Source organism: Ktedonobacter racemifer DSM 44963, from assembly GCF_000178855.1.
GTDB lineage: Bacteria > Chloroflexota > Ktedonobacteria > Ktedonobacterales > Ktedonobacteraceae > Ktedonobacter > Ktedonobacter racemifer.
On record NZ_ADVG01000004.1, the window covers coordinates 2,590,430 to 2,609,742 of the forward strand.

General features: G+C 51.5%; 19 protein-coding genes and 2 pseudogenes. 9 read left to right on the plus strand and 12 right to left on the minus strand.

The genetic code is table 11. The annotated features are described in order from the left end of the window. Positions 1 to 76 precede the first annotated feature (76 nt). Positions 77 to 1,093, minus strand: coding sequence for an LLM class flavin-dependent oxidoreductase (locus tag KRAC_RS53275; RefSeq protein WP_052569325.1), 1,017 nt, complete (start codon positions 1,091 to 1,093; stop codon positions 77 to 79). A gap of 221 nt (positions 1,094 to 1,314) precedes the next feature. Between KRAC_RS53275 and KRAC_RS53280 the strand changes: the two genes are divergently transcribed. Together KRAC_RS53280 and KRAC_RS53285 are read left to right on the plus strand one after the other, a co-directional pair. Then, positions 1,315 to 2,199, plus strand: a complete 885-nt coding sequence (locus tag KRAC_RS53280) for a helix-turn-helix transcriptional regulator (protein WP_052569326.1) — start codon at positions 1,315 to 1,317, stop codon at positions 2,197 to 2,199. Between the two features lie 167 nt (positions 2,200 to 2,366). Beyond that, positions 2,367 to 3,122: an alpha/beta hydrolase family protein gene (locus tag KRAC_RS53285; protein WP_007921442.1), complete on the plus strand. Its 756-nt coding sequence runs from the start codon at positions 2,367 to 2,369 to the stop codon at positions 3,120 to 3,122. Between the two features lie 305 nt (positions 3,123 to 3,427). On the opposite strand, the gene KRAC_RS53290 is transcribed toward KRAC_RS53285, so the two are convergent. Together KRAC_RS53290 and KRAC_RS80505 are read right to left on the minus strand one after the other, a co-directional pair. Continuing rightward, the gene (locus tag KRAC_RS53290; protein ID WP_007921443.1) at positions 3,428 to 4,390 is read right to left on the minus strand and encodes a BRO-N domain-containing protein; all 963 of its coding nucleotides are present in this window, start codon (positions 4,388 to 4,390) and stop codon (positions 3,428 to 3,430) included. Between the two features lie 184 nt (positions 4,391 to 4,574). Next, positions 4,575 to 4,784, minus strand: coding sequence for an IS630 transposase-related protein (locus tag KRAC_RS80505; RefSeq protein ID WP_420795884.1), 210 nt, complete (start codon positions 4,782 to 4,784; stop codon positions 4,575 to 4,577). 407 nt (positions 4,785 to 5,191) lie between these two features. On the opposite strand from KRAC_RS80505, the pseudogene KRAC_RS64380 reads away from it, so the two are divergent. The 4 genes and pseudogenes from KRAC_RS64380 to KRAC_RS53310 all read left to right on the plus strand — a co-directional run. Then, positions 5,192 to 5,362: pseudogene (locus KRAC_RS64380) on the plus strand (IS607 family transposase); the annotation flags it as partial. Positions 5,363 to 5,439: 77 nt separating this feature from the next. Beyond that, positions 5,440 to 6,735 (plus strand): RNA-guided endonuclease InsQ/TnpB family protein, encoded by a 1,296-nt coding sequence (locus KRAC_RS53300; protein ID WP_007921446.1) that lies wholly within the window; start codon positions 5,440 to 5,442, stop codon positions 6,733 to 6,735. A gap of 296 nt (positions 6,736 to 7,031) precedes the next feature. After that, a pseudogene (locus KRAC_RS53305) lies at positions 7,032 to 7,851 on the plus strand (IS6 family transposase). 797 nt (positions 7,852 to 8,648) lie between these two features. Then, entirely contained in the window at positions 8,649 to 8,927 is a 279-nt protein-coding gene (locus tag KRAC_RS53310; protein WP_007921447.1) for a hypothetical protein, read from the plus strand. A gap of 156 nt (positions 8,928 to 9,083) precedes the next feature. Here the strand turns inward: KRAC_RS53310 and KRAC_RS78875 are convergent, their stop codons facing one another. The 6 genes from KRAC_RS78875 to KRAC_RS53335 form a co-directional block, all read right to left on the minus strand. Then, positions 9,084 to 9,209: a hypothetical protein gene (locus KRAC_RS78875; protein ID WP_274532202.1), complete on the minus strand. Its 126-nt coding sequence runs from the start codon at positions 9,207 to 9,209 to the stop codon at positions 9,084 to 9,086. Positions 9,210 to 9,395: 186 nt separating this feature from the next. After that, complete coding sequence (locus KRAC_RS53315) at positions 9,396 to 9,785, minus strand: hypothetical protein (RefSeq protein ID WP_040447604.1); 390 nt, start codon at positions 9,783 to 9,785, stop codon at positions 9,396 to 9,398. 133 nt (positions 9,786 to 9,918) lie between these two features. Further along, positions 9,919 to 10,224: a DUF1294 domain-containing protein gene (locus KRAC_RS80510; protein WP_420795867.1), complete on the minus strand. Its 306-nt coding sequence runs from the start codon at positions 10,222 to 10,224 to the stop codon at positions 9,919 to 9,921. Between the two features lie 850 nt (positions 10,225 to 11,074). After that, positions 11,075 to 11,572, minus strand: a complete 498-nt coding sequence (locus KRAC_RS53325; protein WP_007921458.1) for a hypothetical protein — start codon at positions 11,570 to 11,572, stop codon at positions 11,075 to 11,077. A gap of 118 nt (positions 11,573 to 11,690) precedes the next feature. Then, the gene (locus KRAC_RS53330; protein WP_007921459.1) at positions 11,691 to 11,951 is read right to left on the minus strand and encodes a hypothetical protein; all 261 of its coding nucleotides are present in this window, start codon (positions 11,949 to 11,951) and stop codon (positions 11,691 to 11,693) included. A 100-nt stretch (positions 11,952 to 12,051) separates the two neighbouring features. After that, the gene (locus tag KRAC_RS53335; RefSeq protein ID WP_007921460.1) at positions 12,052 to 12,678 is read right to left on the minus strand and encodes a hypothetical protein; all 627 of its coding nucleotides are present in this window, start codon (positions 12,676 to 12,678) and stop codon (positions 12,052 to 12,054) included. Positions 12,679 to 12,726: 48 nt separating this feature from the next. Between KRAC_RS53335 and KRAC_RS53340 the strand changes: the two genes are divergently transcribed. After that, the gene (locus KRAC_RS53340; RefSeq protein WP_040447605.1) at positions 12,727 to 12,939 is read left to right on the plus strand and encodes a hypothetical protein; all 213 of its coding nucleotides are present in this window, start codon (positions 12,727 to 12,729) and stop codon (positions 12,937 to 12,939) included. Positions 12,940 to 13,385: 446 nt separating this feature from the next. On the opposite strand, the gene KRAC_RS53350 is transcribed toward KRAC_RS53340, so the two are convergent. The 3 genes from KRAC_RS53350 to KRAC_RS53360 all read right to left on the minus strand — a co-directional run bounded on the left by KRAC_RS53350 (position 13,386) and on the right by KRAC_RS53360 (position 16,229). Then, positions 13,386 to 14,021, minus strand: coding sequence for an SGNH/GDSL hydrolase family protein (locus tag KRAC_RS53350; RefSeq protein WP_007921462.1), 636 nt, complete (start codon positions 14,019 to 14,021; stop codon positions 13,386 to 13,388). 211 nt (positions 14,022 to 14,232) lie between these two features. Next, positions 14,233 to 15,288, minus strand: coding sequence for an enolase C-terminal domain-like protein (locus tag KRAC_RS53355; protein WP_007921463.1), 1,056 nt, complete (start codon positions 15,286 to 15,288; stop codon positions 14,233 to 14,235). A 182-nt stretch (positions 15,289 to 15,470) separates the two neighbouring features. Then, the gene (locus tag KRAC_RS53360) at positions 15,471 to 16,229 is read right to left on the minus strand and encodes a FadR/GntR family transcriptional regulator (protein WP_052569327.1); all 759 of its coding nucleotides are present in this window, start codon (positions 16,227 to 16,229) and stop codon (positions 15,471 to 15,473) included. A 396-nt stretch (positions 16,230 to 16,625) separates the two neighbouring features. Here KRAC_RS53360 and KRAC_RS53365 point away from each other — a divergent pair, with 396 nt between their 5' ends. Together KRAC_RS53365 and KRAC_RS53370 are read left to right on the plus strand one after the other, a co-directional pair. Beyond that, positions 16,626 to 17,540, plus strand: coding sequence for a carbohydrate ABC transporter permease (locus tag KRAC_RS53365; RefSeq protein WP_007921465.1), 915 nt, complete (start codon positions 16,626 to 16,628; stop codon positions 17,538 to 17,540). A 162-nt stretch (positions 17,541 to 17,702) separates the two neighbouring features. Further along, the gene (locus KRAC_RS53370) at positions 17,703 to 19,295 is read left to right on the plus strand and encodes an ABC transporter substrate-binding protein (RefSeq protein ID WP_040447607.1); all 1,593 of its coding nucleotides are present in this window, start codon (positions 17,703 to 17,705) and stop codon (positions 19,293 to 19,295) included. Positions 19,296 to 19,313 lie beyond the last annotated feature (18 nt).

The following is a 19,313-nucleotide window of genomic DNA, read 5'->3' on the forward strand; positions in this document are numbered from 1 at the left end:
TCCTACCAGAGGAAACCCTAACGCATGGAAGTAAGAGATTTCTAGTGGCTTTCTTACTTCCGTACGTTTGTTGCTATCACGCTTCTAGGGAGCCGATCAGTTGGAGCAACTGTTTTCGTTCACGCGCCTCGTTGGCAATGGGCAGCAGTTGCAATTGCAGTTCATCCAGGCCGCTTGTGACCAGCTCCCGCACGCGACTACATATGCTTGCTTCATCGCCACTGATTACGATTGACCGTGCCAGGACATCCAGTTGCGCCTCATCGCCGTTTACGGCCTCAGGCCAGCCAATTTGCGCAAAAAGACGAGCGTATTGCTCGAAAGACTGGGCCACAAAGTAGATCTGTTGGCGCGCGCTCGCCAATACGGTTGCTTCATTTGTGCTCAGAGCGACCAGCAGATGTGCAGCGATGGGAGGCACGGGACGCGACTTTGCCTCGGCTCCCGCACGCAACGCGGGCAGCGCTATCTGCTGAAGATAGGGAACCGGACACAGATAGGAAAGAGCACCATCAGCGATCTCGCCCGCCAGCCGAAAGCCTTTGGCGCCTAATGCGGAGATCAGTAGCGGAACTCGGACGGTACGTGTCGAGGGAAACATTCCTTTGAAAAATCTTCCCTGATAGGATGTTGCTCCTTCCCACAACAGGCCACGCAAGACCTCCACGTATTCTTTGAGATAGGACCGGGGAGCGGTCTGTGACAAGCCATGCCAGTCCTCAATAACCGCACGTCCGCCAGGACCAATCCCTAAGCGCACGCGGCCAGGAGCTAGGTCATGCAGCGCGAGGGTTTGCCGCGCCATGACCAGCGGATGGCGTGGATAGGCGGCGACAATTGAGGTTCCCAACCTGATCCGCTCGGTTTGGGTGGCCGCCGCTGCAAAGATCGTCAAGGTATCAGCGTAATTGGCCCATCCCATATCCCCCACCCAGACTTGCTGGACACCGGCCTGTTCCGCCTCACGTATTGCGGCGAGGATATCTCCAGTAGCTTGATTCGCCAGAATGGTCACTCCAACCCGATCACGGAGCGGACGCTCTCGAACTGCTGCTGAGAGCACCGGCTGGAGACGTTCTTCTTCCTGTTGCATAGTGCTTTCTGTCCTTCTTTTCTCGACAAGTGATGTAAGTGCTGAACAAAATGAAACATCTCCCTCACGCCATAGTAGAGTTGAGTAGACGCTTCATGCGCTCTGGTGCTATTATGGAACGGCATCCCTCTGAGAACCAGGAGTGTGTTAATCATAGGTGTAAAAGTAACAGCTTCATCGCAAACATATTCGTTTACAAACCAAAGAACAACGAGGAAGAGATGACACAAACAGAGAGGCGCCGCGCCGAACTTGCCGATTTTTTGAAAACCCGTCGCGCTCGTCTGCGTCCAGAGCAGTTTGGCCTGCCAGATTTTCCCAGGCGACGCACGCAGGGACTCAGACGAGAGGAACTGGCTCAACTGGTTGGCGTAGGTGTTTCTTGGTATACCTGGCTCGAACAGGGCCGCGCTATTCAGGTCTCCGATGACCTCCTCTCCCGCCTCGCGGACATCTTGCAACTGAATTGGGAAGAGCGCAGCCATTTGTTCATCCTGGCACAAGATCCGGTGAAGCAGCCCTGGGAAGAAGATACTGAGCCGGGGAATACGACCTATCAGGCTATTCTCGATGGGTTGGGCATTTATCCAGCAATCCTGATAGATCGACGCTTAAATGCGGTGGCATGGAATGAAAGTGCCAGCCGCGTCCTGGGCAATTTTGCCAGCAATTGCGAGCGAGAGAGGAACATGGTCTGGTGTATCTTCATGAATGCAACGCTACGAGAACGCCTGGTTCACTGGGAACGAGTGGCCCGCCTGAGTCTCGCGTTCTTACGTGCGAAGAGCGACCAGTATGCTGGCGAGATCTGGTTTACTGATCTCATCGCTGATTTACGGCAAGCCAGCCCTGAGTTTCGTTCCTGGTGGCCGAAGCATGAGATTCGCCTGACCTGTCACGATCACTATGAAATTGATCACCCGCTGGTTGGTCGCCTCATGCTGCAAGCAAGCAACCTTGTCGAGCCTTCTCGGCCTGACTTGAGGCTAGCGGTCCTGACGCCACTGCCGCAAGAGGACACAGCGACCAGACTCGCAGTGTTGATGACCGGAGGTGGCCCATCCGATCTGGTAGTGTTGCAAAAAAAATTAAGCTCATCAAAATAAGGGTTAGATTTGCGGTAGAAGAAACCTTTTTTGATAAAAGATGTGCATCTTTTGCGTTTTTTACATCGATACGATTTTCGAATGCGTATCATTTTGATGAGCTTAATTTTTTTTGCAACACTACCTTTAAATAAGCAGGATTCTCTCCAACAGAAAGGATTCCTTGAATGCCTCTTACAAAAGAAGTTACCACCATTGCTTCTGTTCCTGCCCTTCTCTACTTCCACACTTCGAGAGAAACATGTGCTGAGCGGGGAACGGTGTTGCTCTACCACGGCTTTGGCGGAGACAAAGAGAAGATCGAGGCCAATTCGATCAGTCTCGCACAAGCCGGATTTCTGGTGATCAGTCTGGATGCTATCGGCCATGGGCAACGACGCTTCCCCCATTTCGCAGAGATGTTCAATGACGAACGCTGGGCAAGGGAACCAGAAGCCACTGAGGCTCACTATCTGACAATTGTGCGCCAGACGGCTGCCGAAGTGCCAATGATTGTTGATGAACTCCTCTCCTGCGGGTGGGCACACCCCGAGCGTCTGGGCATCGGAGGAATCTCGATGGGCGGCGAAATCACTTACGCCGCCATCGTCAACGAGCCCCGTTTGCGTGTGGCCACCCCCATCCTTGGCTCTCCAGAATGGGAACTGCCCTGGCCCGAGAGTCCACACCGACATGCTGAGCGCTTTTTCCCGGTTGCTCTGTTTTCCCAAGCTGCTGAGAAGGACGAGGCAGTGCCAGCCCGATCCATCCGTGCGTTCCACGAGCAGCTTGCACCACTCTATGCGACTGCTCCAGATCGTTTGTGCTACCTGGAATATCCTGATGTTGGTCATAGGCTTTTACCACACCTGTGGGAACCCTCCCGTCAGCACATGGTAGCTTGGTTCGAGCGGTTTCTGAAGGCAGAAGGCCTTCCAGTGTGATCCTGCCGATGGCTCTCTTGTATTTTTCCTGGACTCGGCCTCGCGCAAAAAAACTTGCCGCACCCTGCCACACCCGGATCTGGCCAGGTGGTGACGATTGCTTTTTGGCTTCTGCTTCGTGGCATGAGGAGGGATATAATTTTTCAAAAGCCAACTGGTCTAGGGAAGATAAAGAAGAGCTATACCCTGAGAAGTCCGATAAGTCAGAGGGAACGGATACATCGGAGGAAACAAGAAATCTAAATCAGAGGATATTCTTCTACAATTTGCAGACTTTCTGGCAATACAGAAAGTCAGCAAATGGGCTACTTTTCATCAATGTCAGGTTCCTGTGTGGCCTCGAACAATGTCTCTTGCTCAGGTAGCGGTAGCTGCTTCTTCTTTCTCCTGCCTTTGGGCTGGTCTAGAAAGTTCTGGGAAGAGACAACGGGCTGGCCAGTCAATGCCTCAAATTGTTGGCGCACTTGACCCCCAAAGTTCCCAGCAGCCTGAGCATCTTGTAAAAGCTGCGGCACACCCTGGCTGTCGTTTTGTTCATGCATACGACGTGCAGCAAGCTCAGCCAGCGTTAGGACGCCAAGTTCCTCTTCTGTATAATGGTCTCGTGCGTTCTTTATGCTCTTGGGGAGCTTCTTCACGGCATGATGATGCGTATCTGATGTGATCCCGAATGTGCCTCGGTGAATAGTACCAGTTAGCAGGCCAAAATGAAGATGTTGCTGGGCACCTCTGGCAAGCCATTCGTCAGTCAGGGCATTTCGGCTTAACAAATTTTGGATCCGCGCATCGGCCCACTCTGGAGTCCGCCCTTGGCGGATATACAGGTCACGCAGTTGCTCCGCTTGTGTCTGCTGCTCGACCTCTTGCAACTTCTCCTCACCAACCTGGGCAAGCCAGCGTCGAACTTGCTCCGCACGCTCACTTGGAATATTTTGCACCAAGCGTAACATCACTTCTCGCGTTACAAACTCGGCCCCACGAAGCTTGCCATCCTTCCCACGCAGCGGCAATTCTTTGATTTGTGTGAGAATGTCGGTAAATCCCTGATCATGACGATTGCGTTTCTTGAGGGCAGACCAATAGACACCAGGGTTTTTCGACCTGGTAAGCAATTTAACAACGTCGACTACGGAATAATACCAGCATATTTCCTCCTTTACCCAAATCCGGCGCACTTCGTAGAACTCTTCTGTGTCCTGGCCGCCAAGTGCCTCCTGAGAAATGGGCAGAAGTTCGAATCCCTGCTTTTCTTTTTCAGAATTCTCCATAAAATGGCCTCCCAACTGGCCTGAATGAACTTTTTACAAAATGTAAAAAGTTGCGTATTGTAATGCTAACCGTTTACTCCTTGCAATGTATAATAACCGCACAGATCGCCAGCTCCGATCTATCCGACCACTCCGGGCAATCCGATAGCTCGGAGGAATCGGACGACTCTTTCGCTTCAATTGATTAATGCCTTCTGTCAGACGCACTCTGTCTTGCTGACTTAATGCGATCTAGATCAGCTCTCGAAATGTATGTTCGTTTGTCCAGCGGGAACTTCTTCGTTTCAATGGTCAACTGTTTTGTGTAGTAGTACATGGTGCTCCGGTTAACACCTAACTCCTTGGCAGCGTCTTCTAGAGCTATATATGTTGGTTCTGTTGATTCTTGATTCATAAGATCACTTCCAGATTGTTGCTGATGGACGATCAATACTGTCTCCTCCTCTCGTTGGCGACGCTTTCATCATAGCACGATCATGCTACAGTTATACCCAGGATTTCAACAGATGTCAACAAATATTGTGTAACTGTTGGCAACTGTTGAAATACTGAGTACACTTACGTGTGAGATAACTCGGATAACTCCGAGTTATCCGAGAAGACCGAGTGAACGGAGGTATTTTTTGTAGGGAAAGAGATCGTGTAGTGCGGAGCTGTAAGTTTGACTGATATGCAAACGCCCCGCCTTTCCTGAGACCGCGAAATCTGAGAAAGGCGGGACGCCACAGCCTTTACAAAGGCATGGAAGGAGATACATACTAAGTATTGACAACGTGTGCGAAAGTAAGTGAGAATAAGTAGATGTACGCAGTCGTACCGTTTGCCAAGCAGGTGGATGTCAGCGTGAAAACAGTGCAGCGCTGGGACCGAGAAAGCAGGCTCAAAGCCAAAGGAACGCTTTCTGGGCGTCGCTCCTCTCATGAGGTCGATCTGACCACGGCGCTCAACCTTCCGAAGCTGCCAGCCGCTCGCTGAACGATCGCCACTTGCCGGGTGTCGAGTCCTGCTCAACTGGAATTCCCGCAAAGCGGGAGAAAAGGCGCTCAAGGATGAAAACCGCGCACAAGATCCGGATGAACCCCACCCCTGAACAGGTGGAGTATCTCAAACGAGCCTGTGGCACGAGGCGCTTTATCTACAACTGGGGACGGGAGCAGTGGGAGAAGCAGTATCAGGCGTATAAAGCTGAGCAGGAAACCGTTCCCCAAGAGCAGCGCGTGCTCAAACCGCCATATGCCCTCGCACTCAAGAAGCAATTCAACCAGATCCGGGAGCAGGAGTATCCGTGGACCTATCAGGTGACGAAGTGTGTGGTGGAGGGTGCCTTCGACGACCTCAAAAACGCCTATGACAACTTCTTTGCGGGCCGAGCGAACTACCCGCAGTACAAGAAAAAGGGGAAGTCGCACGAATCGTTTTATCTCTCCAACGATAAATTCATCTTGGGAAGCCATTGGATCTCGATTCCCGGACTTGGCCGCTTCATCCTCGATCAGCGCCAAACGAAGAAGGACCGAGGCAAGCTCTTACGCAGACTGGGAACGGTGAACCTCGCCGAAAAACTGCGCTTCGTCGAAAAGGGGAAAGCCACCACTCCCACGAAGAAGCGCAACCAGCGCAAGCACGTCGTGTGCGAACGGGTCAAGATCCTGGGGGCGACGGTCTGCTGTGAAGCGGGGCACTGGTACGTCTCCATCCAAGGAGACATCACACGGGAGCGCCCCACAACGCCCGAAGCAGTGGTGGGGGTAGATGTGGGCGTAAAGCACGCTGCTGTGGTGAGCGATGGGCGCAGGCTTGAGAACCAAAGGCCTTTAGCGCTCCATCTCAAGAAACTCGGCAAGCTGCAACGCCAACTCAGTAAGAAAGAGAAGACGAAAGACCCGCAAACCAGGCGAACCGTGTTCAGTAAGAATTACGAGAAGCAACGACTCAAGGTCGCACGCAAGCATCAGCAGATCGCCAACATTCGGCGGGATGTGCAGCACAAGTTCACGACCGAACTGGTGCGCACCTGTGGGTCCATCGGCATCGAAGACCTCAACATCCTGGGGATGATGGCCAACCGGAAGCTCTCGCGTGCCGTGGCCGATGCCGCGATGGGGCAACTGTTGCAGTTCCTCAAGACCAAAGTGGCCAACGCCGGGGGAGAGCTCTTCATCGCCTCGCGCTGGTTCCCTTCGACCAAACGCTGTTCGTGCTGTGGGCAGGTCAAAAAGCGGATGCCGCTCAAACACCGCACCTATGAGTGCGTGGCCTGTGGGCTGGTGATCGACCGGGATCTCAATGCCGCCTTGAATTTGCTGTGGTTCGCAACAGAAGAGCTTCGCCAGCTTCACGCGTAAAGCTGGCCGTCCTGGAGAGTGGCTACCGCCGGACGTAAAATGCCTGGGGAGTTGATGTGAGACCGAAACGGGAGGGCCGATCCAAAGGTTCCCGTGCGCTGGCTATCGACGATGAAGCAGGAAGAACTGACCGCTCGAGGGTGTTTACACACGTTCGAGTATGAGAAAGGTAGCAGTATAGCACAATGACTATCTCTCAAGAAAGGTTCTGTCAGAATTCGGAAGAAGACTTGTAGTGGTGATCGTTTGGGAGGTATTCTCATAAGAACAACGACTCATCTGAGAAGGAGTGCTTCATGAACTGCCCACATTGCGCCTCAACCACCACCAAAGAGCAAACCCAGAAGACCACGCTCGGCTCGCACGTTCCGTTGCTCCGTTTGCAAGCACCTCTTCAACGAGCGCACCAGAACACCGTTTAATTTCCTGGAATATCCCACTGATGTGGTTCTTCTGGTTGTCCTGTGGCGGCTCCGGTACAAGTTGAGCCTGCGGGATCTGGCTGAAATGTTTCTGGAGCGGGGCCTCGTGTTCACTCATGAAACAGTTCGAGAATGGGAAGCGCGATTTGCCCCACTGATAGCTGACCAGTTGCGGATGAAACGACGAGGGCAAGCAGGAAGATCCTGGTACGTGGATGAAACCTACCTCAAGGTTCACGGAAAATGGTGCTATCTTTATCGCGCGATCGATCATGATGGCCATCTCGTTGACTCCATGTTGAGTGAGAAACGGAATATGGAGGCAGCTCAGCGGTTTTTCCAGCAGGCAGCTGCTGTGGTTGGTCATATTCCCGATCAGGTGACAACGGATGGGCATCGTTCGTATCCACGAGCTATCCGCGAGACAATGGGCAATCGTGTCCAGCATCGGACCAACAGGTATCTCAACAATCGTCTGGAGCAAGACCACTGAGGCATCAAACAGCGATACTATCCCATGCGCGGATTTGGAACATTTGAGGCGGCGGCACGTTTTTGTTGTGCTTTTGACGAGCTACGGAATTACCTCCGTCTGCGCCCCATCAGGGGGGAATCGATCTCACTCTCCGAACGACGAAGAGCTTTCCTCGATCGGCTTGTGGCCTTGCAAGTACTCCTACAGGCAACCTCATAGCAAGAGACAAGTTGTAATCAGCATGCCATAATCTTTGATGAGTTTCTGGGTGCTCAGTTCTGACAGAACCAGGTGTGCCAACGAGTGACGGCTCCACATCCTTTTGGGCCGTGTCCTGGTTCTGCCCGAGGATTTTGTCGTGGCAGCCACTCTGTTGGTCGCAGTTCACGTGCCAGCCAGCCGAGTATCCAGGTGTCGCGAGCGTGTTGCTTCCGATGATAGACAATTCCCCTAGCGTGTTTTCTTCAATGAAAGGATTGACCTTTCGCGTCGGCGGCGCTTGGCTTCCAAGGGAATGAACCTTTCGTCGCAGCGGTGCTCGACTGTCGATGTTTTATATGTGGTCATTGGCCTATCTCGTCATTGTCCAGCCTGCAAGCGGATAAGCGGCTCACGAGCATCTCTCCGTCCAACTCCTCCTCACCTTTGGAGATCATCGTTCCTTTTCGTTTCTAGAAATAGGATGGAATTCAGGGATTCCTTTTGCTGAGGGATGAGATGCGCACGCTGGGATTGGCTGACGGGCGAGGGGAGAGGGGCATTGCCCAGTCGAGGGGATGATGATATACTTTTCTCTAGCCCATGTTGTCTTTAGCTGATGGCTTCTGCCTTTTCTGCGTGTGCTGTTTGTTGCAGGAGCGTCAGTGCGATAGAGAATATCCCACATGAGGGGACAGTGAAGACCAACGACCAGTGACCCCGGTTGCTGTGCGTTGTGGACCGCTGTCCTCTTTTTGTTGCCTTCTTCCTGCCAGGGATGCTCGAAGGAGATTGAGCAGTGGAAAGGAAACGCAGTGATGGTGAGTCATGCACAGATGCGCCAGGCGCATGCGATTGCCTCGGTGGGGCTGTCCTCTTATGCTCGCCTTGTTGAGGCGATGGACAAACGCAGTTCCAGCGTCGCGCTCTCTGCCGAACTGCGCCAGGTGTTTGATCAGCCTGCTGGGGAACAGACCCTCCTCGAGGCCTACCGTTTTGCTCGCAGGTCGGCCGAGTGGACGGGAATGACGTTTGCCAAGGTCTCCTGGGTCTGGTTGCTGCACCAGCACAGCTTGCTCGCCGCGTTCCAGCAGTAGAACGAACTGGCCGCAGCGCTGCGCGACGCTGCGTTGGAGTTGCATACGTGTTTCTTTGTCGACCAGGGGAAATATCGCTTCCAATGCCATTTCTAGGCCAACATAGCCCTCTTCCTTGCGCATGTATTTATCTGGATTTGTCAACTGGGGTTACTGCTATTTGTGCTCCAGCGCTTGCTGGTAGCGCTCTGCTTGTTTGCGATAGCGTTGGCTCATATCGATGTTGGACATAACATCGGTGAAGACGACCAGCAGCATATTGGTCTCAGTGATAATAGGCACCTTTTCCTATTTGGCCCACTTATGTTTCTTCACCGAGATTCCTAAATCAGTACGGCAGCAGTTGTAGGGACAGGCTGTTTGTGAGAGAGAAAAGAAGCGTGAAGAAGGATCACGCCAGAGGGCGCGTGGGAGTCCCGGCTGCTGCCTGTTCCACAGAGGAGGTTAAAGAGAGGAGCCATTCCAGACTCATTGTGCGAGGATTTGCCAAAACTCCTGGCCCCACGTGGTGTGCGAACACCAGCGATCTAGGTCTTGCTCCTGGTCTTCATCAGAAAGCGCACACTTGAACGTTCCCTGATGCAAGTAGAGATCCACGATATCAGCAGGCGTGAAGGCCCCTCGTGGCAAGGCCGCGTAGAACAACTCGTAGACTACTTCACCGCGTGTGATGCCGATCATCGCACCGATCTCAGTTGCAGATATGTGGCAACGATGACCCGTGTAAGTGGCTCGATGGGCGAAAGAGGGACCAGGGAAATCAAAGAGAACTCGACACGTTTGTGTTTCGTAATGGCTCGTTTGCTGGTCTGGGGGTAGAGCCAGGCGAGCCTGGATTCCTTGCGAAAGAGTATACACGAAGATTTTCTTTTTCCATGTCCCTCTCGCTGTTTTCCTTTACTCTAGCAGATGAGTTTCAATTTTTGTAAAAATATCAATAAGAATATCTAAAAAAGTAACTATCTGGATCTCTTTGACAAACGAATGAAAACTAAGCCTGTCCACGGAAAGATAACAGAATATAGAGAAGCAAAACAAATATTTGCACGATGAGTATAAGCCGCAGCCTTGTGATGAAGGGGCGTTTGATCGTCTTATGCCTAAAGTATTTTCGTGCAACATAGGCGGCAGGGGTGCCACCAGCAAATGCGAGTAACAATAAGACGTTCTCTGGAACTCTTCGTCCTCTATTTCTGGATGAATGCTTATCTAGGCCATAGACGACAAAAGTCAGGATGTTAAGTACAATAAAGTAACTAATAATTAATTTCAAGTTTGCCCTCGTCTCTTTTTGCAATATACAAGCAAAATCAGCTTTACTTGTATACCAATATCATATAACATATTGTGAGCTTGAGGAGGTCGGGAACTCCTGCCTCTAGTGGTTACTGGTGCTCGCAGGTAAGAGAATATCCCCCTAGAGTAGTAAGCTTGGCAATCTTTTGCAGAAGCAGCAAAGGAAATGCAGATGGTGCGGCCTCGTCTTTCGTAATGATGATCGCATTGATATTGACCACATCCTACCGAGAAACCCGAAGAGAGCATAGGGATCTGCCAGCACGTGTAAAACATGCGTGCGATTGCTTAACGACTTCAGCCATTCCAGTTGCTCATCGACGCTGTGACGGCCATCCCCTTGCATCAAGCGATGTCCTTCATCCGCAAACACGGCTCTCACGCGCGCCCGGACTAACGCTTGCTCGGCTACGGCACGCATCTTGAGCCAATCACCGGCACCAAATTTGGAGCGAGTGGTTTTCGGCAGTGGTTTTTCGCCTTGAGGTTGATCAGCAGGTGATATGGTTCCGTCGGCCAGAGGATCATCCAACGCTTAATCAATGTGAAACCATCATTACGCACGGCACAATTGTGGAAGTGCATATTGGCCGCCCCGACCACCTCTACAGAGCACAAGCATATTCAAACGCTGCAAGAGCAACTTCGTGTCCCTATTTCTTTCCTTGAACCATGTTCTGAGCGGCCTTAGTAAAAGAGTGGGGAAAGTTGCTCAAAATGGTCGGCTTGCGTTGCATGTGCGGGGTGGGTAAACGCCCTCTATTGTGAAGGAGGCTCTGGTCTTTCGTGGCCAGAAGAGAAGAGCCTCCCAGGTGATCCAGTCCACCCATTGGCGACACTCACGACATGCCTTATTCCTTGTGCTTTGGTCGCCAGGGCAAATGCACTTCTGGGATGTCCTGCGGCTGATGGATGGTGGGAAGATGCCTGATGGAGATGTCAAACGCGGTGTGGGCGTCTTCGTTCTCGATGGCGCTGCATACCAGTTCATGGGTATGGGCTGATCCCTGAAGCACTTGGAAATAACAGGCGTCGGACTGCTCGACGTCTTCGTCCGGGGTGGAAGGAGCAGGACTCACACTGACGATGAGGATCTCTTCTGAAGCCACCACCTCTTGGAGGTAGAGGCGATGGGCAGCGGGTGGATCGAGGTCAAGAAGCCGTTTTCCTTGTCCTGTTGGGCTCACCCAATCAAGACTGAGCGTACACTCGAAATGGCAGACAAGATGCACGGTCACAAAGACATGTATTCCAGACTCCATTTCGGTCAGTTCTGCAGTGATGGTGACCCGACGCGCGATATCTGATGTTGGTGCTAACGGGGACGGTGGGTTGAGGGTGTCATCCATAACGCGTTTTCCTTTCATGCAGTGTGTGTTGCCTGTGCTGCGTGCTGTTGTTACTTCTCCCCCAGTTGTTGTCTTATGGTTGGCATGGTGAGATGGGCGACCTGTGTGTTTTGCGGGTTTATTCCAGAGCAGGTGTACTCATCTCTTGCCGGGAGTCCCAGGAGTCGCCAAAGGTGACCCGCATCCAGCTCCGTCCCATGCCTCCCTGCGCTTCCAGTAGGTCCAGGTGATGATCAGGGATGCCTCGGACCTGATAGCCTTTGGCATATCGCCTGGCGTAGAAGGTAAACGACTGTTCTTCCGGATAGATATCGATCTGGTATTGTGCCCCGTCTGTCAGGGTGTCATAGGAGATGGTCTTTTCTTTTTGTGCTTCCATTCTTGTGCCTTCCTGTGGCGGCGGAGTGCGATGGAGCAGTTGGCTTGCGCTCCGTTCGCTGCCCCTTTCGCTGTCAAACTCGGCAGCGGAGAAATGAACGCTACTCCGTTTCTTTTTTCGGCTGTACAAGCGAGCGAGGGAGGAATGCTAGCACGCCTTGACGCAGGGTATCGAGCAGAGTGGCTCGTTGCTCTGCCGCGATCGCCAGCGTTTCTTGATAGGCAGAGAGGATGTCCTCGCTGAACAGTTGTAATGGATACTCGCCCTGGGTGTTTTCCTCCTCGAAACGTGCTTGATGGCGTGCTTGTGGAGGGTAACGCGAAGAGATATCACTTAACTGCCGTTCTAACAGCTTCACTGTCCCTTGGTATTGCAGGTAGTACCGATCATTATGATGCAAGAAGACCTCGCATTGCTCAAGGTCGAGATACTCGGCAAGGACACTGCAAATATGCAGGGGATTGTGTAAAGATGCGAGCAGGTTCTGGACCCAGAGTCGCTGTTCTGCTATGCTCACCTGCTGCTCTCTCATACTGCGCAAGGCAGCCTGGCAAAAGCAGCGCAGGATGCCAATGAAGCCGACAAGATACTGCATACGGATGCGGTCAATCTGGGCAGTTGGACGTGTCATGGGGAAGTGCCGCTCGGTCTGGGCGAGCGAGAAACGCACGGCTTCGGTGATGCCCAGACCAGTACCCTTCTCTTGCTGTCTCCACTGCCTGTACATTCGGCAGGAACAGATTGAGCCAAGAACGCAGAGATTTATAACGCTGACGTGGCCATCACCCCGCCGGCTATTCTGATAGAGATGGTGCTTGATTTCAGGCCGGAGATGCTGGAACTCTTGCCGGTCTTACCGTCAGCACTCAAGCAAGGCTCCGTCAGCGAGATAAAAGGCTGGAACCCAATCACCATTGTACATCTCGCCTGGGATCTGGCGAGCAAGAAATTAGCGCCTTTCTTCGCTCAGAACGGGCACAGGATCTGACCATTATCTATCGCGGAGGCATCACTGCTGTCTAGAGTGATGGACCATCGGCCCCCCTCGCCGCTCGGTGCATGTGTATATACGATTTTTTCTCCCCTCCGAGACGGAAACTGCCATAACCATTGGCTGCGAGTAAAAAAGCACAGAAGGCGCATCGGGATGATGGTTTTGTGTGGATGGAGTGACGCTCCATCCACACAAAACCATCATCATGGGAATAAGACACTGCTCCACTTTAGAAGCATATACTTCGGCTGTGTTGTAAATCAGTGTTTTTTTGCGTTTTGATGCTTTGGGTTCGGTGATAGAGATTGTCCTGAATCAGGGCGCTCGTCCAGCTCATGTGCTTCTCTCTTCCTTGCGAGCATTGCTCACTATCTTACGTGAAACTGATCCGAACCCCTGCGCTTTTCAATCCGGGGAGATCTTAGATAGACCAACATAGCTTACACAATGGCCTGGATAGCGCGCAGCCAGGACTGGGCCATCAGCGCATTTCCCGCTTCGCTGGGATGTACTCCATCTTCAGCCCAGAACGCGGGGTGCTGACGTGCAGATGCCTGGGCAAAAAGACCATCGAAAGGCACAAGAATTGCCCCATACTCACGCGCAAGTTTCCGCACAACGGCAATCTTGGGGTCCAGGTCGACGCGCCACAAGTCGCGATCAGCTGGAACCGACAAGACAAATGGCTCACACAGGATGAAACGGGCGCTCAAACTCACTGTACTTCTTTGCAACAGAGAGCGATAGGTCGCCTCGAATGCTTCCGTCGATGTAGGATCGTTCTGGTCATAGCGCCGCCAGGTATCGTTTATGCCAATCAAGAGAGAGATCCAGGTGGGCCGTAAGTCGAGGCAATCCTGCTGCCAACGCTCTGCGAGGTCAATGGCACGGTTGCCACTGATCCCACGATTGAGAAAACGCACCTGTTTTTCAGGATAGAGTGCTTGGAACCAGGCCGAAGCCATCAGCGCGTAACCGTATCCAAGGTGATGTGGATTGAGATAATCTCGTCCAGCATCCGTAATACTATCGCCTTGAAAGAGTACAAGATCTCCATCATCCAGAAGTGGTTGCATATGTTTTCCGCTCCTTTGAAAACGGTATTTACACCGTTTGAATAAGAAAAAAGGGTTCTGTCATGATTGCCTCCATAGCTCGGTAGTTGATTTTAGGATGTCACTCTCCTGTCGCGTACGCTCTAACTCGCGTTTGAGCTGGCGAAGTTTTTCCTCTTGGGCGGTTTGATGACCCATGAACAGTTGCTTGTGGCAGCCGTAAAGGTTGCCACTACACTATAGCGTTTAGCACCTTTTCAAAACCTATTCCAGGCTCTGTCGGGGCATGGACCAATCCATGCTGGTCAACAGCAGCTTCACGCTGGACTGGATTAGAGGTAATCAACGACTCATAGTAGGTTGTGTTAGAAATAGCCATACAAAGGTGGCGATGCACAATATTGCTGCCATGAACCTCCGCGCGCAGGCGAAAAGCATCCGCGAGGTGCGCAATACGCATAGCACCGGTCACTCCCCCCTTATGTGTCGCGCCGGTGCGTACAAAGGTGGCACAGCCGCTGGCGATAAAGTCAGCGGTATTCATGTGCGCTCCATCAGAGGTCTCAGCCACCAACAATGGGACCTGGACAGAACGCGCAAGGTGCGTGTAGGACGCAATGCTGAACTCACGCATTGGCTCTTCATACCAGAAATAATTGGCCTCAGATAAAGCACGCCCCAGGTAGATAGCATCCGGAAGATCAAAACCAGCGGAACCGTCGTACATCAAAGGAATATCGGGTCCTACATGGGCACGTAAAGCCTGGCAGAGGCGGGCATCTTTGCGTGCATCACCCCAGGCATGAAGCTTGATCGCCGGATAACCCAGTTCAAGACATTGGTCCGCGACATCCAGGAACTCTTCAATCGAGGCAAAGGTTACCGTACTCGCATACGCTGGAATGCTGGTACGATAGCCGCCGAGCAACTGATACAGCGGTAAATTAGCATGCTTGCTTGCTAAATCCCAAAGCGCGATATCCAGCAAGCCAAATACATAGATAGGCAGTTCTTCAATTCGATCAATCTCCCAGATACGTTCCCACAACCATTCGCGTTGTAACGGATCCTGTCCAATCAATTCCGCACGTAAACGTCGATCGAGCAGATCAGCAACGATATGGGCGCGTGAAGAGACCACAACTCCTTCAATCCCCTCATCTGTCAGGATGCGAATAACGATATTGGTACCAGCAGGATTTGACCCAGGCAAACCATTGCGCCAGCGGAAAGCTGGTTCAACGGCTGGGACAGGGACAAATTGCGTTTGAATGTCAGTAATACGCATGGTGCCTCCCTATAGAATGCATGTATATATTTTAGATTTAGAGGCATGGTTCAAAAAGTGAACCATGCCTCTAAATCTAAAATATTAAAGACTCACATGAATGAAGGTAGCTCCTGGTTGTATACCCTCGTCGTGTGTATGGCTGGCAATAACGACCGCGCAACAAAGAGTGCATATGCTTACTACTGGATCATATCAGTATTTTGCAAGCGTCTGCGCACCTCTAGCTCATAGTTTTCGATCAGGGTACGCAGATGCAAGAGCATTGCCTCTGCCGCATCGTCTTCATGGCCATCCTTGATCGCTTCAAGGATAGTTTTATGTTGCAACGAAGCCTCGCGTAAGGACCCTGGTGTGGTCCCTGCTAACACAATATTCAGGGTGCGATCTTGTAGCTGCATAATCTCATAAATGGAGGCGATCAAAAAAGGATTCTGTGTGGCCTTAGCAAGCCCCGTATGGAACGCGACGTCCGAATCATGGAAATCAGATAAATTCACCTGTTCAGCTGCCAGCGTATTGCGTTCTACAAACTCCTCTAACGCACGAACGTCCCGATGAGTAATTAACCGCGCAGCCATCCTGACAGAATTGGTTTCAAGGATCACGCGAAAATCGAAAAGTTTGGAGACGTGCTCTGGATCAGTACTCATGGAGATATGGATGGAAGCTGTCGCGATCGAGGGAGTGGTATGAGCGACATACATACCACTCCCTTTACGAGTCAGTACCTGTCCCTTCGCGACCAGCACCTTGATCGCCTCGCGTATAACTGTGCGGCTTACTCCTAACAACACACTTAACTGTTGCTCGGTTGGAAGACGGTCACCTGGTTTCAGTGCCTTTTCTTCGATAAGATCTGCTATTTTTACAGCAGTTACCTCGTAAGCTGGCTGATATGGAGTCGTATTCGGCTTGCCGATCAATGCCATACCTTCCATCCTCTCCTCTTCACTTCTAATGTTCATATCTTTGTAGATGTTATATGATAAAATCGCGATAAAGTCAAGCGGCCTCTCTGTATATTTATCATACAAATTTTACGCGGGTTGTTCAATAAACGCTAATAAAAAAGATCCTGTGGGCTAAATTAGTGCGCTGAAGGCAGAGAAATGGGGATTTTTACACAAAAATTGCTCCCTATGGCAGAAATTACTATGATTACTATTGACTTGCTCGGTAAAGTAATGTTATAGATTTAGTCAGAATAAGTAATACTTATTTTCGGCGGACCAGCAGCGATGCTGACTATCGAGCTTTGAACAAGAGCAGAGACAACGCGTATCTTTTTCTGGGGGTTACCAGCTAATCACCAGGTTATTCGGAAAGGTCATTGTATGCAGCGTGTACAGGAACGCGTCAATGAAGACTTCTCCAACGAGAAGATAAGCCGTTGGACACGGAAGGGGGCCGTGCGGAGGTCGCTATCACTCGGGACGGTTATTCAATATGCGCTACTTTTTATATTGATAGTTTTCACTTTCTTTGTCATCGTTGTGATGGTTTCGATGTCACTGCGCCCATCCGTCTTGATTTACGCGGATTTCTGGCATCTCATTCCCTGGCCTATCACATTGAGCAACTACCAGGCATCGGTATTTCCCCTAGCAATGCCACTGGTACGCACCCTATTTGAGACCTTTGCCTCCATCCTCGGGGTCCTGGTTCTCTCCTGTCCAATGGCCTATGCCTTTGCCAGAATCACTTTTCCGGGGAGGCGTCTCTTGTTTGGAATGGTCCTTGTGGTATTGATGATTCCAGGCATCATCTTGCTTACCCCCAATTTTATTCTGGCGAATCAGCTTGGTCTGCGTGGATCACTTTGGGGACTGATTGTTTATAACATTGCGGGCGGTCTGCCGCTGGCAATCTTTTTGCTCACCACATTCTTACGCAGCCAGCCAGAGGAGATGTTTTTCGCGGCGCGTATCGATGGTGCGTCCGATATCCATATTCTCTGGTACATCTCGATCCCACTGGCCTCGTCAACATTGGTGACCATTGGTATTATGAACTTTCTTGGCTTCTATAGTGATCTGATCTGGCCAAGTCTCATGCTCTCGCAGAACAACAATACACTGATGATGGCACTGCAACAATTTAATCCCGTCACCAACCAATTTGCGAATCGACCGGACCTGGGAGCACAGACCGCCGGCTACGTGGTCGCGACGATTCCTCAACTGATCGTTTTCATCATCGCCATGAAGTATTACATTCAAGGCATCATGTCTAGCTCAGTAAAAGCGTAAGACAACCGCTGATCACATTTCTATCTTGCGCCATGAGCATACGCAGCCTAATGCGATCTCCCTCATTATTAAGGAAAATGTAGCACTCAGTACCTTCGTGTGCTTTCCTGAAATTCTCAGTGAAGAGAAAAGGTACAGGAGAAAGGACGTAACACTGTGGATATGCCAAACATTCTGGGTGATAAGCAGACACGTCGTGACTTCCTCACCATGCTGGGCACCGGCACAGCTCTTACCACGCTTGCGGCCTGCAGTGGGGGCAATCAGCCGACCCATCCGGCTGCCGTCACTGGCAGCAACAAACAGTTGGAAGGCCAGCTCATTATCTCGCTCAATGTCTCCTTTGACAAAGGCGCGCAGGCATTGACCGATGCCTACAAACAGGTTCAACCCAACGTCAAACTGATCTGGGAGTTGCCAGGTTCGACAGTAACAGACTACGGGACCTGGTTGGGGACGCAATTAGCAGCGGGTAATGTTCGCCCGGATCTTGTCTCTGGCAACTACGTACCGAGCTATCGAAATTATGTGAATTTTGACGAGTATCGCACCAGCATCAATCCCTACGAGAACCAGCCCTGGGACCAGACCATCAACTGGGATTTCTTTGCGGCACGCGGCACCTCAGGCGCACGTATTATGCTGCCGACCCGCAGCGTGCATATCATGTGGTTTTACAATAAGGAGCTCTTCGCTAAGGCTGGCGCACAACCACCCACGACCTGGGACGAGTTTGCTGAGGTATGCGCGAAAATCAAGGCCATAGGTGTGACCCCAATCGCAATCAACTACTCCTATCAGCTCCCCCAGTGGCTCGCCGAAACCTATTTCGATCAATACCATATCGATTGGATTGAACAGGTTCGTGCCCAAGAGGGCGATTGGAACTATGATCCAAACTTGGACGGCAAGTTCAAACTGGACCCCAAAGATCCCAACATCCATAGTAAATATACCCTCAACACCCAGCGTTTCTTGCGTGGCATACGCGATGGCAAGCTGCGCTTTGATACGCCTGCGGTCGCCGATATGGTAAAAAATATGGTCAAGGTCTTCCCTCAGTATGCGACTTCCGACGTCTTTGTGACACAAGATACGTATACCCCCTTCTTGCAGCAAAAGGCCGCGATGATGGTGGATGGCACCTGGGAACTGGTGAACCTGTACAAGGACCTGCAATCATTGTCACCGGATCGCTTGAAAGCATTAAAGATCCCTGCTGGTTCTGTGAAGAGCTTTGATTGGGCCAACTTTGAGGCCCCTGCCATGCAAGGCCCTCTGGTGAATTCGCCTGTGCGCACGATTGAATCCTCGGCGGGCGAATACCTCAGTATCATCAAGAAGAATCAGCAGCAGGTCAATCTGGCCGTCGACTTCCTCCAGTTCTGGACCTGCCAGAAGGGCTATAAACCCTACAACGATGTAGAGGCGAAGAGCAGTAGTTTCGCTCCCGGTGGCCCCTTACAGGTCAAAGGTGTGCAAGATCCAGCTATTTACACACAATACTTCTCGAAAGTAAAACAAACTGGGAATGCCGAGGTAAGCTACAACCACGAATGGCTCTACTGGGGCGGGGGCAACTTCCAACGCGATGTCCGTAATATGTACCAGCAGGCACTGCAAGGCCAGCTCACGCCTGACGGCTTTGGCAAAGCGCTGCAGCAATATCTCATCACAAACTTTGATGCGCTGCTGAAACAATATCAGTTAACGAACGCCGATCTCGATAATGTCGCAAGGCAGCCGGGCTCGTAATAGTTAAATGGTAGTGTA